15 protein-coding genes are annotated in these 12,884 nt (G+C 63.5%); 7 read left to right on the top strand and 8 right to left on the bottom strand.

Annotation, left to right across the window (positions count from 1 at the left end; translation table 11 throughout):
- Positions 1 to 537, top strand: a 537-nt coding sequence (locus VIR09_RS10645; RefSeq protein WP_332012841.1) for an enoyl-CoA hydratase/isomerase family protein, incomplete at its 5' end; no start/stop codon positions are given.
- A 27-nt stretch (positions 538 to 564) separates the two neighbouring features.
- On the opposite strand, the gene VIR09_RS10640 is transcribed toward VIR09_RS10645, so the two are convergent.
- The 3 genes from VIR09_RS10640 to VIR09_RS10630 are packed head-to-tail and all read right to left on the bottom strand — an operon-like array spanning position 565 to position 3,469.
- On the bottom strand, positions 565 to 1,737 hold the full coding sequence (locus VIR09_RS10640) for an acyl-CoA dehydrogenase family protein (protein WP_332012840.1): 1,173 nt from the start codon (positions 1,735 to 1,737) through the stop codon (positions 565 to 567).
- Positions 1,738 to 1,751: 14 nt separating this feature from the next.
- Positions 1,752 to 2,507: an SDR family NAD(P)-dependent oxidoreductase gene (locus tag VIR09_RS10635; RefSeq protein WP_332012839.1), complete on the bottom strand. Its 756-nt coding sequence runs from the start codon at positions 2,505 to 2,507 to the stop codon at positions 1,752 to 1,754.
- Positions 2,504 to 3,469, bottom strand: coding sequence for a tripartite tricarboxylate transporter substrate binding protein (locus VIR09_RS10630; protein WP_332012838.1), 966 nt, complete (start codon positions 3,467 to 3,469; stop codon positions 2,504 to 2,506). Before VIR09_RS10630 ends, VIR09_RS10635 begins: the two co-directional genes overlap by 4 nt.
- Before the next feature lie 190 nt (positions 3,470 to 3,659).
- On the opposite strand from VIR09_RS10630, the gene VIR09_RS10625 reads away from it, so the two are divergent.
- The 3 genes from VIR09_RS10625 (at position 3,660) to VIR09_RS10615 (ending at position 6,458) form a co-directional block, all read left to right on the top strand.
- Positions 3,660 to 4,430: an IclR family transcriptional regulator gene (locus VIR09_RS10625; RefSeq protein ID WP_332012837.1), complete on the top strand. Its 771-nt coding sequence runs from the start codon at positions 3,660 to 3,662 to the stop codon at positions 4,428 to 4,430.
- Positions 4,431 to 4,696: 266 nt separating this feature from the next.
- Positions 4,697 to 5,533, top strand: coding sequence for a hypothetical protein (locus VIR09_RS10620; protein WP_332012836.1), 837 nt, complete (start codon positions 4,697 to 4,699; stop codon positions 5,531 to 5,533).
- A gap of 49 nt (positions 5,534 to 5,582) precedes the next feature.
- Positions 5,583 to 6,458, top strand: coding sequence for a M15 family metallopeptidase (locus tag VIR09_RS10615; RefSeq protein WP_332012835.1), 876 nt, complete (start codon positions 5,583 to 5,585; stop codon positions 6,456 to 6,458).
- A 130-nt stretch (positions 6,459 to 6,588) separates the two neighbouring features.
- Here VIR09_RS10615 and VIR09_RS10610 read toward each other — a convergent pair whose 3' ends face one another.
- Positions 6,589 to 7,206, bottom strand: a complete 618-nt coding sequence (locus tag VIR09_RS10610) for a cysteine hydrolase family protein (protein ID WP_332012834.1) — start codon at positions 7,204 to 7,206, stop codon at positions 6,589 to 6,591.
- A 151-nt stretch (positions 7,207 to 7,357) separates the two neighbouring features.
- Here VIR09_RS10610 and VIR09_RS10605 point away from each other — a divergent pair, with 151 nt between their 5' ends.
- The 3 genes from VIR09_RS10605 (at position 7,358) to VIR09_RS10595 (ending at position 10,323) form a co-directional block, all read left to right on the top strand.
- Positions 7,358 to 8,308 (top strand): GlxA family transcriptional regulator, encoded by a 951-nt coding sequence (locus VIR09_RS10605; RefSeq protein ID WP_332012833.1) that lies wholly within the window; start codon positions 7,358 to 7,360, stop codon positions 8,306 to 8,308.
- A 134-nt stretch (positions 8,309 to 8,442) separates the two neighbouring features.
- Complete coding sequence (locus VIR09_RS10600) at positions 8,443 to 9,366, top strand: helix-turn-helix domain-containing GNAT family N-acetyltransferase (RefSeq protein WP_332012832.1); 924 nt, start codon at positions 8,443 to 8,445, stop codon at positions 9,364 to 9,366.
- Positions 9,367 to 9,426: 60 nt separating this feature from the next.
- Positions 9,427 to 10,323 (top strand): DMT family transporter, encoded by an 897-nt coding sequence (locus VIR09_RS10595; RefSeq protein ID WP_332012831.1) that lies wholly within the window; start codon positions 9,427 to 9,429, stop codon positions 10,321 to 10,323.
- Between the two features lie 23 nt (positions 10,324 to 10,346).
- Here VIR09_RS10595 and VIR09_RS10590 read toward each other — a convergent pair whose 3' ends face one another.
- The 4 genes from VIR09_RS10590 to VIR09_RS10575 form a co-directional block, all read right to left on the bottom strand.
- Positions 10,347 to 10,919: an HD domain-containing protein gene (locus tag VIR09_RS10590; protein ID WP_332012830.1), complete on the bottom strand. Its 573-nt coding sequence runs from the start codon at positions 10,917 to 10,919 to the stop codon at positions 10,347 to 10,349.
- A gap of 55 nt (positions 10,920 to 10,974) precedes the next feature.
- A complete protein-coding gene (locus VIR09_RS10585; RefSeq protein ID WP_332012829.1) occupies positions 10,975 to 11,355 on the bottom strand; it encodes a hypothetical protein in 381 nt (126 codons plus the stop codon).
- A gap of 67 nt (positions 11,356 to 11,422) precedes the next feature.
- The gene (locus VIR09_RS10580) at positions 11,423 to 12,067 is read right to left on the bottom strand and encodes a hypothetical protein (protein ID WP_332012828.1); all 645 of its coding nucleotides are present in this window, start codon (positions 12,065 to 12,067) and stop codon (positions 11,423 to 11,425) included.
- Positions 12,068 to 12,333: 266 nt separating this feature from the next.
- Positions 12,334 to 12,717, bottom strand: a complete 384-nt coding sequence (locus VIR09_RS10575; RefSeq protein WP_332012827.1) for a hypothetical protein — start codon at positions 12,715 to 12,717, stop codon at positions 12,334 to 12,336.
- Positions 12,718 to 12,884: the final 167 nt, after the last annotated feature.

Here is a 12,884-nt window from a genome sequence, read left to right as displayed (position 1 = left end):
GAGCCGCTGCACGCCCTGATCGCCGCGCTGGCGCAAGCGCCCATTCCCGTAATCGCGGCGGTGCAGGGCGTGGCGGCGGGCGGCGCGGTCGGCCTGGCCTTGGCCTGCGACGTGGTCATCGCTTCATCGAACACGCGCTTCAATCTCGCCTACGCCCGCCTGGGCGCCAGCTGCGATTGCGCGGTCTCCTGGACCTTGCCGCGCCTGCTGGGCTGGCGCCGGGCGCTGCACATGCTGATGCTGGAACCGGAGTTCGATGCGCAGGCCGCGCTGCGCTGGGGCCTGGCCAATCAGGTGGTGGAAGCCGCCGATCTTGAAACCACGGTGCTGGCGGTGGCGCAAAGGTTGGCGCAAGGACCGCGCGCTTCCTGGGCAGAGATGAAACGTTTGCTGCGCCAATCCTCGGAATTTGCCCTGCCGCAGCAGTTGCAGGCCGAGGCCGAAGCGTTTGCCCGTTGCGCCGCGAGCGCGGATTTCAGCGAAGGGCTGGCAGCCTTCGCGGAAAAACGCGCGCCCGTCTTCGGGCGCGGCGCCTGACTGGCGCCGCGTTCTTTCCCGCGCCCCTCAGGCGCGGGCCGCGCGCGGGCTGGTCAGCCCCATTTTCTTGGCGATGATGGACAGCATGATTTCGTCCGCCCCCCCGCCAATGGAACCCAGCCGCGAATCACGGAATGCGCGCGCTGCCGGGTTGTCCCAGGTGTAGCCCATGCCGCCATAGAACTGCACGCACCAGTCGGCCACCTCGCGCGCAAGACGGCCGGCCTTCAGTTTGGCCATCGAAGCCAGCGCCACCACGTCCTCGCCCAAGATGTAGCGTTCCGCCGCCATGTGGATCAGGCCGCGCAGCGCCTCGATCTCGGTCTTGAGCTCGGCCAGCTTGAACTGGATGTACTGGTTGTCCAGCAAGGGCTTGCCGAAGGCGATGCGCTGGCGCAGGTAGTCGGCCACGCCGGCGATCAGATGTTCGGACCCGAGGCGGCGCGCGGCCGCGGCCAGGCGCTCCTCCTGGAACTGCTCCATCTGGTAGACGAAGCCCTGTCCCTCCTCGCCTATGCAATGATGCTGCGGCACGCGCACGCCATCGAAGAACACCTGGGCCGTGTCCGATGCGCAATTGCCCATCTTGCGTATCTTGTGCATCTCGATGCCGGGACGCAGCCGGCCATTCTCGCGCAGAGGCACGATGATGAGCGACTTGTTGCGATGGGGGGCTCCATCCGACGTGTTGGCCAGCAGACACATCCAGTCGGCCTGGGTCGCGTTGGTAATCCACATCTTGGAGCCATCGATCACGTAGTCCCCGCCGTCCTTGCGGGCGCGGGTCTTGAGCGAAGCCACATCCGAGCCCGCGCCCGTCTCCGACACGCCCAGGCAAACGACGGCCTCGCCCGAGATCGCCGGCGCCAGGAATTCGCGCCGCAGGGCATCGCTGCCGTGGCGGGCGAGCGCCGGCGTGGCCATGTCGGTCTGCACGATGATGCCCATGCTCACGCCCTGCGACGAGACTCTGCCCCAGGCTTCCGCCGCCGCGATGCCATACGAGTAGTCCAGCCCGGAGCCGCCGAATTCCTCCGGCCGCCCCACTCCCAGGAAGCCGGCCTGGCCCAGTTTGCGAAACAGTTCATGCGCGGGAAAGATCCCTGCGTTTTCCCATTCTTCGGTGTGTGGCTCGATCTCCGCCTCGATGAAGCGGCGCATCGAATCCATGAGTGCGTGGTGTTCCGGTGTATAGAGCATGATGATGGGGCTACCTAGAGCATGAACATGCCGCCATTGACATCAATGACGGCGCCGTTGACGAAGCTGGCGCCTTCCGAGGCCAGGAAGGCGATCGCGGCGGCCACTTCCGCGGGCGCGCCGATGCGTCCCACCGGGACCCGGCGCGCATAATCTTCGGCAACCGCCTGACCGGTGGTCGCGCCCAGCGTCGTGGCGATCCGCCCCGGCGCGACCACATTGGCCGTAATGCCATAGGGGCCCAACTCGGCGGCGATGTGCCGCGTCAACCCCAGCATGCCCGCCTTGGACGCCATGTAGGCCGGTCCCACCGGCCCCAACGCGCGGGTGCGGCCGCCAGATGAGGACACATTGACCACGCGCCCCCAGCCGCTCTCCTTCATGGCGGGCAGCAAGGCCTGGCACAGCCGCATCGCCGACGTCAGGTTGATGTGCAGGATCCGCTCCCATTCCTCCGGCGTCATGTCCAGGATGTTCAGCGCGACGCCGTTGTACTTCGGCGCAATGCCGGCGTTGTTGACCAGCACCGAAGCGGCGCTCCAGCGCGCGTTCAACGCTTCCTGGACCCGGGCGGGCGCGTCCGGCGCGCCCACGTCCAGCGGCAACATCGCGACGCGGTCCGAGCCCAGCCGCGCCAGCAAGGCCTCGAGTTCGCCGGCATCGATATCGCAGGCCAGGACATTCATGCCAGCCTCGGCCAGCAGACTCACGGTGGCCGCGCCGATTCCGCGAGCCGCGCCGGTCACCACGGCGGTTCTGTTTGCACTCACTGCTTGTCTCCCTTGGTTTGCGCCATCTTTTCGATCTGCGCGCGTTCCTTCACGTAAGTCGTCCGCGCCCAGCTATCGAATGCCTCGGGCGTGCTGTAGGCGTCCTCCTGGCCCAATTGCACCAGCAGCTTCAGGTTGTCTTCCTGCATGGACGCCTTGCGCAGCGCCTGCGACAGCACCGCCACCACCTTGGGATCCATGCCGGCCGGCCCCACGATGCCGTAAGGCACGTCGGCCACTACATCCGTGCCGGCCTCGGGCAGCGTCGGAACGTCGGGATAGCGTTGAGCCCGCTTGCCGCTCATCACGGCCAGCAGGCGCACCTTGCCGGCGTCGACCATCGGGCCGATGCCGCCCACGCTGGGCGTGGCCAGGTCCAGCTGCGACCCGGTCAGGTCCTGGACCTGGTCGCCGTCGCCCTTGTACGGAATCGCGTTCCAACGGATGCCCTCCTTGACGGCGATGGCTTCCATGGTCAGGTGCGTGCTCGAGTACGTACCCGCGTTGCCGTAATTCAACTTGCCAGGATTGGCGCGCGCGTAGGCCAGCACGTCGGCCCAGGACTTGAACGGACTCTTCGCCGGCACCGCGATCACGTAGGTGTAGCGCGACAGCATGCTGATATAGGTGAAGTCTTTCAACGGGTCGTAGCCCATGGGCTGCAACACCGGCAGGCGCAGGCTGGTGGGCACCAACACAGTCAGGCGATAGCCGTCAGGAGCCGCGCTGCGTATCGAGGTCAACGCGACCGAGCCCGATGCGCCGGGCCGGTTCTCGATGATCACCGGCTGGTTCAGTTCCTTGGAAGCCAAGTTCGCCAGGCTGCGCAGGTGCACGTCGGTCGAGCCCCCAGGCGGGAACGGCACGATCAGGGTGATGGGTTTTTCCGGAAAGGCCGCCGCAGCGGGGGCAGCGCCCGCCAGACCGCACATTGCGGACAACAACAAGGCCAACAACTTCATCGATCTCTCCTTGGCGATCGGTTCGGCAAATCCGGCAGCTATTGCCGGAGCCCATGGCGCCCTAGTCTCCCGGAACCAGAACCGTCGCGGCGGTCCTTTTCTTTCCGTAGGGCTGCATGCATGATGCGTGGTTGATTTAACAGAAAGCCTGCGCCAACATACAAACACCCATACGGAGTTTGTGCGTAATATGAACACTGTTTCCCGCAACAGCCAGACCGTCCAGGCCGTATCGCGCGCCATGGCCCTACTCAAGCTGTTGGCGCGCCACCACGAGGAAGGGGTGCGGCTGCCGGCGCTGGCCGCAGCCGCCGGTTTGAATCGCTCCACGGCGTTCCGGCTGCTGGGCAGCCTGGTCCAGGCGGGCTACGGCCAGCATCACGAAGACAGCGGCATTTACCGGCTGGGCATCAACGCCATGCAGCTCGGGCTGACCGCGATGAGCCGCCCGCCCATCGTCGAGCGTTGCCGTCCGTTGATGCAAGCGGTGGCACGGGCCACCGAAGACACGGTGTTTCTGGTCGTGCGCAATGGCGACTTCGCGCACTGCCTGCATCTGGAGCAAGGCGCCTTCCCGGTGCGCGTCATCACCTCGCTGGTCGGCAGTTTCCGGCTGCTTGGCGAAGGCACGGCCGGCCAGGCCCTGCTCGCGACGCTGAGCACCGCCGAACTTCGCGACCTGTACCGCCGGCACGCGGCGGACTACACCAGCAAGGGATTCACGGAAGGCCGACTCCGACAGATGGTCCAGCGCACCCTCAAGAACGGCTACGCCACTGGCATCGATCTGATCACCAAAGGCGCCTATGCGGTGGGCGTGCCATTCGAGGCCACGCCCACGCACTACGCGGCGATCAGCGTGGGCGCCATCGCATCGAGACTGAGCGAGGGACGCCGGGCCGAGGTCGCGCAGATCATGAATGACGCCCTGCGCAAAGGAGGGTTCACGCCTTTCTTCTGAACCCGGTCGAGAGTTTCCACATTTCCGCGGTAACAGCAGCGTCAAACTGACACCACTTGACCGGCGTTGAAACCCGTCTCTGCAACGCGCCTGGATGGGTTCACTGGGCCTTGGGCATCATGCTTTTGGATGGCTAGGCGCGTCGACGCCTCGTTGCTACGCTGGCTACCAGCATTCGTCAGAAACGCTCGGTCCAGTTATCGACACCCCTTTATATGCTCAGGCGCCGGACGCGCAATACCCCTCTTGCTCCGCGATTGCACGGAATGGCGTTCGTGCGCCGAGGAATGCCATCAGCGCTGGTACTGGTTCTATTGACCGCCTGCGCCGCCCGCCCCCCAGGCGCCTATCCGATATTCACTCCTGAGGCCCGTGAGCCCTTCGCCACCGTCGCCGACGGCGGCAGACGCCTTATAGAAGAACGGAAGAAATACCAAGCCCGCGCGGATCAGGCGCAACTTGGACTATATGAACAAAGCGATTGGACGCTAGCTGGCGTGGTCATCGGCGTCACGGGCGGCTTGATTGGAAATGTGGCCACCACGGCCGCTGGCGCCGGCATTGCCGCGGGTGCAAGTCAATTAGGCGCGCGGTATCACTTGGAGGCTCAGCGCGGCTTTTTCGATGCGGCGGCGAAGAAGGCGGGCTGTGTGGTCACGGTGACGTACGTCTTGCAGAACAGCGCCCCACCGTCGTTGGTCGACGCGCTCAACAAGCTGCCCATGCTGGTACGGTCCATGAATTTTGCGTCGATGGAGATTCAATCGCAGCTGCGCCAGAATCTCAATACGCTGACGCCGGCCCCCATCGATGCTGCGGCGGTACTGGCGGCGTACAACAGTTACTACAAGATGCAGAGCACACCGCTACAGGGTTCAGGCAAGAAGGTCGCAGGCGTCGCCATTCAAAATTATCAGGCGGCTGAACTACTCGCCAAGGAGGTAAAGCTGGTCCTCCTGGATATCGAGTCGTGTGTAAAGACGGGGGCTCCGGTCGCCCCTTCTACGCCGGCAGCTGCCCCGTCTTCAGGCGATACTGCGGCGCCCTTGACGCAAGCTGATCCAGTCTTCGGTTGGTTGTTGAACGCCCCTGCAACGCAATGACACTCCGCCCCTGCGCATAGACGACGCACCAAAAACACTGGAGACAATCATGCCTAGATTCAACCCGGGTGATTCAGGACTGCTGGTCGAGCGCTGGAATCAGTTCCTGAAGGACCACAACTTCGCGCATGGGGAAAAGCAGTTCGATGGGGAAAGCGAAAAGGGAACCCGCAGTTTCCAAACCGCGTTCAATAAGAAGGCAAACGCAAGAATCCTTACCGTCGACGGGATACTGGGAAACATGACCTTGGGTTGTGGCCTGGCTTTCGACATCACGGACGATTTCGATGCTCGCCTGGCCGCCAAGCTTTGGGGCTATTCCTATCCCGACATCGCCGCGCAAACCAAAAGCCCGCTCAGCCAGGAACAGATGCACCAGGTATTCGGGCGCATCGAGGCCAAGCCGGCGGGCGAACCGGATAATCCCGAGCGCCTGATCATTACCAACGGATGGGAGGCGGAGCATGTGCGGTCGGTGGCCCTACCGCAGCTGAACGGCATTGCGGGCGGACAGCCCAAGGTGCCGTTTCACAAGGCGCTGACATATCAGCTGACGGCCTTATGGAGCGCCTGGGAAAAAGCCGGCCTGCTGCCAGATGTGAAATCCTTCGAAGGCACTTTCAGCCGGCGCTACAAGCGCGGCAGCACGCATGAGCTGAGCAACCATTGCTGGGCGACCGCGTTCGATATCAATTACAGCGCGAACAAGTTGAATGCCTTCCCGGCGACACCGGACGAGATCGGCTGTGTCTATCGGCTGGTTCCGGTGGCTCAGGAGTTCGGCGCTTATTGGGGCGGTTTTTATAGGGGCCGTCTGGATGGCATGCACTTCGAATTCACCCGGATCATGAGTTCCGATGAGGTGGATGCGGCGTTGGAGCGCGTGGCCAAAGCGGCCGGGACCGGGGTGCGCAGGCGGCGCTGATTAAAAGCGGAACCGGCCTGCAATTTCAGCAGAGATGGAGCAGACCAACGCCACGCGACCGTAGGTGCGCTCAAAAGCAAAACGCTCGCGAGCGCACATCAGGCCGGATCACGCCAGCCCCTTCCCGTTATCAAGCCAGCGGCAGTTCCAGCACCTGCTTCGTCGTCATGATGTCCCCGAAGGTGTCATCGATGCTCGCCAGCGCCGCGCGATGCAGCATCGCATGCGGCAACGCCGACTGTTCACCCGCGCCAGTATCCAGGTCGCGCGTGGCGCAGGCATCAGCCGCCACGATCACCTGGTAGCCCAGCGGCACCGCGTCCCGCGCCGCGCCGGCCACGCAGGCGTGGGTCATCAGGCCGGTGATCAGCAGCGTGCGCACGCCAGCCGCCTTCAAGCGCTGGTCGATGTCGGTGCTGGGAAACACGCTGACGGTGGACTTGCGCAGCACCGTATGGCCCGGCGCGGGGCTCAGATCGGGATGGAATTCAATGCCGGCACTACCGTCGGCGAAGACGGGGCTACCGGCCGGGGTGGCGTGCTGGATGTGGAAGACCGGGATGCCATGCCGATCGGCGTGGGCGACGAGCTGGGCGGCGTTGCGCAGTGCCGCAGGGCCTTCGGGAATGGGCAGCCGGCCGCTGAAGTATTCGTTCTGGAAGTCGATCACCAGCAAGGCGGTGCTGGCCGGGTCGATGGACTGCGGGGCGGTGGCGCCGGCGATGGCGCGGATGGTCGGGTGGTTCATCGTAGGTCCTTGATCTGTAGGCGTTTCGTTTGGTGTTCACGCATGCGGGCGAACAGCATCCAGGATCCGCCATCGGCCTGGAACCGGAAAGTGGCCCGAATACAAATAAATGATAGGATCGGGCCAAATCCGCATTTTCGCCTCAAGCGCCATGCACACCATCGCCGTCGTCGCCTTCGCGGGCATCAGTTCCTTCCACTTGTCCGTGCCCTGCATGGTGTTCGGCGACGACCTGGCCCGGCTGGGCGTGCCGCGCTACCGCCTGCTGGTCTGCGGCGAAGAGATCGGGCCGGTCGCGACGATGTCGGGGTTCGATATCCATGTGCCGCACGATTATTCGGCCCTGGCCGAGGCCGACACGGTGATCGTGCCAGCCTGGCGCGATCCGGACGAGCGCCCGCCCGAGACGATGTTGCAAGCCTTGCGCGCTGCACATGCGCGCGGCGCGCGGGTCATCGGCCTGTGCCTGGGCGCCTTTGTGCTGGCCGAGGCCGGTCTGCTCGACGGCCGCCCGGCTTCGACGCACTGGGTCTGGAGCGACGACTTCGCCCGCAAGTACCCGCGGATACGGCTCGACCGCAAGGCCTTGTATGTGGACGACGGCGACATCCTGACCTCGGCCGGCACTGCGGCTGCCATCGATTGCTGCCTGCACCTGCTGCGCTGCGACCATGGCGCGGAGCTGGCGAACCGGGTGGCCCGCCGCATGGTGATGGCGCCGCATCGCGATGGCGGGCAGGCGCAGTACATCGAACGGCCGCTCACACGGGAGGACGGCGGCGACCCCATAAGCGTCGCGATGGAATGGGCCATCGAGCATTTGCAGGAGCCGCTGGGGCTGGACTGCCTTGCCGACAAGGCCGGGCTCAGCCGCCGCAATTTCACGCGCCGCTTCAAGCTGAAGACGGGCACGACGGTGACGCAATGGGTGCTGAACCACAGGCTGGCCGCGGCGCAGCGGCTGCTGGAAACGGGCGGGCTGTCGGTCGACCGGGTGGCCGAGGCCACGGGTTTCGGTTCGACGGTGTCGCTGCGCCAGCATTTCACGGCGGCGTTCTCGGTGTCGCCTGCCGCCTATCGGAAGCAGTTCCGGCAGCGATGATCCAGGCAGGCGCCTAGCCGCGCGCCAGATAGCGCCGGCCTATCGGACCGTTCGCCGCGGATCAGAAAAAGATCTTCCAATACTTGCCTAAAGCAAATAATAATATGCTTCAGGCAAGTATTTGGATTTTCCCCATGACCGAGCAATCGCTCTACGACCGCGCCGAAGCGGTCCGGTACTTCAACCGCTTCTACACCCGCCAGATCGGTGTCCTGCACGAACATCTGCTGGCCAGCGAGTTCTCGCTAACCGAAGTCCGCATTCTTTACGAACTGGCCCACCGCCCCTCACTCAGCACCTCGGACCTGTGCCGGGAGCTGAACCTGGACGCGGGGTATGTCAGCCGGGTGATCTCGGGGTTCGAGAAGAAGGGTTTGATTGCCAAGACGCGCTCGGCGGCAGACGCCCGCGTGAGCGTGCTGGAGCTGACGGACGCGGGCCGGGCGTCGTTTGCGCCGCTCAACGAGGCTTCCCGCAACGAGATCATCGCCATCCTCAAACAGCTATCGGAGCCGGCGCAAGCGCAACTGGTCCATGCCATGAACGAAATCCAGAACCTGCTCGGCGATAAAGCCCCCCTGCCCTATGTGCTGCGCGATCCGCGGCCCGGCGACATGGGGCTGGTGGTGGCGAATCAGGCCATGGTCTATGCGCAGGAGTTCGGCTGGAACTCGGAGTACGAGGCGCTGGTGGCCGAGATCGTGGCGAAGTTCATCCGGGAGTTCGACCGCAATAGCGAGCGCTGCTGGATCGCGGAGAAGGACGGGAAGATGGTGGGTTCGGTCTTCGTGGTACGGCAGGACGAGACGACGGCGAAGCTGCGCCTGTTGTACGTGGACGGCTCCGCGCGCGGGCTGGGCATGGGCCATCGGTTGGTGGACGAGTGCCTGCGGTTTGCGCGGCAGGCGGGCTACAAGCGCATGGTGCTGTGGACCAATAGCGTGCTGACGGATGCGCGCCGGATCTACGAGAAGGCTGGCTTCGAGCTGGTCGAGGAAGAAAAGCACCACAGCTTCGGCAAGGATCTGGTGGGGCAGTATTGGGCGCGGGATCTGTAAGGAACGTGATGTATCCCTGCGGCCAGATGAAATCCGTACTTGCGGACAGGCGCGGCTTCGATGAGTGAACGCACTCAGGCAGTATTTGCTGCCGCCGTCACGGGCGCCTTGGTGGGGGCCGCCATGGTTTCCACGCGCGCGGTGTCGGCGGACGTGTCACCAGAGACACTGGCATTCCTGCGCTATGCCATAGGGGTGGTTCTGCTTGCCGTGCCCATGCTGCGGCGATGGTCGCTGCGGTTTACGGCCAAGGATCTCTGTGCCGTGGCGGGCCTGGGCATTCTGCAATTCGCAATGCTCATACTGCTATTGAACTATGCGCTGGCCCGGCTGCCGGCCGCCACTTGCGCGCTGGTGTTTTCCACTCTGCCGCTGGTGACTCTGTGCCTCGCGATTGCCACGGGACGCGAACGGTTCAGTTGGACCCGGTTGATAGGCGCGGGTGTGGCGGTCTCGGGGATTGCGCTGTTGCTGCAGCCCTCCGCCGCCGCGGTTGGCGGCGCCGCCGATGGTTGGGCTTGGGCCGCCTTGCTGGGCGCGACGTTCATCGGCGCGGCTTGCAGTCTTTTGTACCGCCCCTACCTGCAGCGTTATCCAGCCATGTACATCAGCGTGGCGGCGATGTTCGTCTCTGTTTTGTTCCTGGCGGGCGTCTGCCTGATGCGAGGCGCGCCGCTCTTGCCCAGTCTGTCGGGCTTTCAATGGGCGAATGTGGTGTTCATCGGGCTTTCCAGCGCGGTGGGCTATTTCTGCCTGCTGTGGGCGCTGACCCGATTGGAAGCGAGCCGGGTGATGTCGTTTCAGGCGCTGGCGCCGATCACGGCGGTGTTGATCGAACTGCTGAGCGCCTCGTATCCGCTGACCTGGCGCCTGACGGGGGCATTCGTGCTGGTGCTGTCGGGGGTTTGGTTTGGCACGCATGAACGGCCTGCGGCTTCACGCGCGACCGCAGCTTAGCTGGCCGCCGGGTCGCCAACTTATCAGGCTTCCGGATTCATGCGCCCGCGCGTTTTCTCGTCCAGAATACTGCGCACCAAGGCAAACAAGGGGTCCGCGTCGGTGTGCTTCTGGCCGTAGGTCAGATTGAACCCATAATCAAAATCCGGCGGATTCAAGCCCTGCGTGTGCTGCAGGATGGTTTCCAGCTTGTCCAGGGCCTTCACGGCTTTGGCTTCCGGCGTGGCGGCGTCCTCATATTCCTGCCAGAGCGCGAGGATGCCCGCGCGCTGCTTCTCGTCCAGGGAGCGGGTCAGGTGCAGCAGGTCGGCTTTTTCCTGTTCGCTCTTGTCCGGATGCTGATGCTTCACGATGGCGGGAACGTCGCCATGGATGGCCTCGCCCAGATCGTGCAGCACGCACAGCTTCAGGACCTTGAGCATGTCCAGGCCGGCCAGCTCTTCTTCGAAGGCCATGGCCATCAGGCACAGGCGCCAGCTGTGCTCGGCCGTGCTTTCGGGACGGCCGGTGGACGTGAATCCGCTGCGCAGCACGCTTTTGAGTTTTTCGGCTTCCTGAAGGAAAGCCAGCCGGCCTCTGATGTTCTCGATATTCATGTTCAATTCCAACCCAATGCGGCGCCGGCGGCGCGGCCAGAGGCCGCGCCCGTCATCACAAGGTCGGCTGCGGGATGGGGATATCCTTCGATATCAGGTCCCCGCCGTTGATCCTAGTGTCGCAGCCTGAGCTCAGGCCCCACTTGGTGACACTGCCATCGTCAATCCTGAATTTCTCCGTGCATCGGTAGATGGTGTTGTTGATGATGCCACGGACGTATTCGTACGAAATAATCTTGCCGCCGCTGGACAAGGTATAGCTGTTGGTGGGCGGCCCCCATTTGGAAACCAGCTTTTCTTCGCTCTCCCCGACCCACGATTGCATCATGTCGGCCCGGGTTTCCTGGCGTTCATTGTTGATCATATTGCCTATCGGGGAGCCCGCGCACCCGGCAAGCAGTTGCGTCACAAGAACCGTCAAGACTAGCTTCTTCATTATTGTTTTCCCCTGGAATCGGCCTGGCATGGCCGTGGATTACAAAAACAGCAGTTCGCTGCGCAACCTAGCGACAAGGTTCCTTCGGCAGATCAAACCCGATCTTTACGCTGGTCGTGGTCACGTTCTTGAAAGCGGCCTCGGCCACCTTGTTGTAGCGGGCGTCGCAATTGAATTTGTTGTTGAGCAGGTAATCCTTGCCTTCCGCCTTTTCCATGTGCGTGGTCCATTTATCGGCCGCGTCCAGCGCGTCGCCGCCGGCCTGCACGAAGCCCAGCATGACTTCCACGCCGCCGGCCGCGCGAGGCGCGGTCCAGCTTGCGTAAACCCAGGGGTCGGCGGCGTTGCCACAGTCCGTCAGGCAATCGGCCGTATAAGCCAGGTCCGAGCCGAAGGCGGCGAGGGTGAGTTTCTGTCCGGGCTTGGGCGCGTATTCGCCGATGAAGCTGCTGAGGTCAGGCTGGCAGCTTTCGGTGGGCTCCATGCTCATTGCCGATACCTTGCCCGACTTGATCGTCGCGGTGATCAGGCAGCTCTGGACTTCGAATACATGATCATCGCCGTAGGATTCTTGCGGCACGCCCGCCACGGATTCGAAATAGCGTTGGTTCTTGCCCAGCATTTTTCCATTGAAGACTTCCTGCACCGTAGCGGCTTGCGCGGCGCCGGCGCAGGCCATCAGCAGCCCCATGGTCATGACTCTGAAACGCATACTGGATAAGGCTCCGTGGAGAATGGATCATGCGGCATGCAGACCATGCGCACGCAAACGGAGCGTATTCAATCACAAACGGTGCCGCGCGGGATCAAAAAAGGGGTCGCTGTTAGCTCTGTCCTCCAGGGTTTTATTCTTTCCCCCTGGGACGCCATGATTCACACGGTAACAATCATGGGGTCGGCGCAACAAATTCTCACGTCCACAGGACGCCGGTCAGAGCAGGGACGAGGGCTGGCAATGCTTGAGCAGAAGCTCCGGGATCACTTACCGGCGGAGAAAGTGATTTTCACAGGATTGTTCGGCATCTGGCTTGCGCTCATGGGCGCGCTACTGGCCGCGAATGCCGGATGCCACGCCCTGAGTTCCGTGTCGGAAACCCATTCGAGCCGCAACTGATCGTCCAGCGAATTGGATTGGAACTGCGTCAGCGCCGATATGAAGGCATTGCATTTCTCCGAGACGCCGGCTTCAAGCACGGAAACTTGCGTCTGCTCGCCCCAGGTCAATGACCCGCGTTGCGGGCACTGACGCACTTCTACGTGGTATTTCCCGCTGGGTGAAGGCAGGTCGGCAATGATCTTGTCGGGACCGCATGCCGTCAAGAGCACGGAGGACAAAAGCAAAAGCGGGATGCTATGTTTCATTGAAGAACCTTGTGCGGTCTATCCATAAAGACTTCGCAATAATACCTGCGGACCCGGTTGCCCCACGCCCGCCATGCGATGCCCGGCGCGGCGCCAGACAGGAAGGCGGCCATGCACCGTATTGATTCAGCGCAACCCGCCGCGCCGAAGCGCTTGGCCTGCGAAAT

This window comes from Achromobacter sp., from assembly GCF_036567245.1.
Taxonomy (GTDB): Bacteria; Pseudomonadota; Gammaproteobacteria; order Burkholderiales; family Burkholderiaceae_B; genus Achromobacter.
Note: the sequence above shows the minus strand (reverse complement) of the source record. Positions and strands in the feature narration are given on the sequence as shown.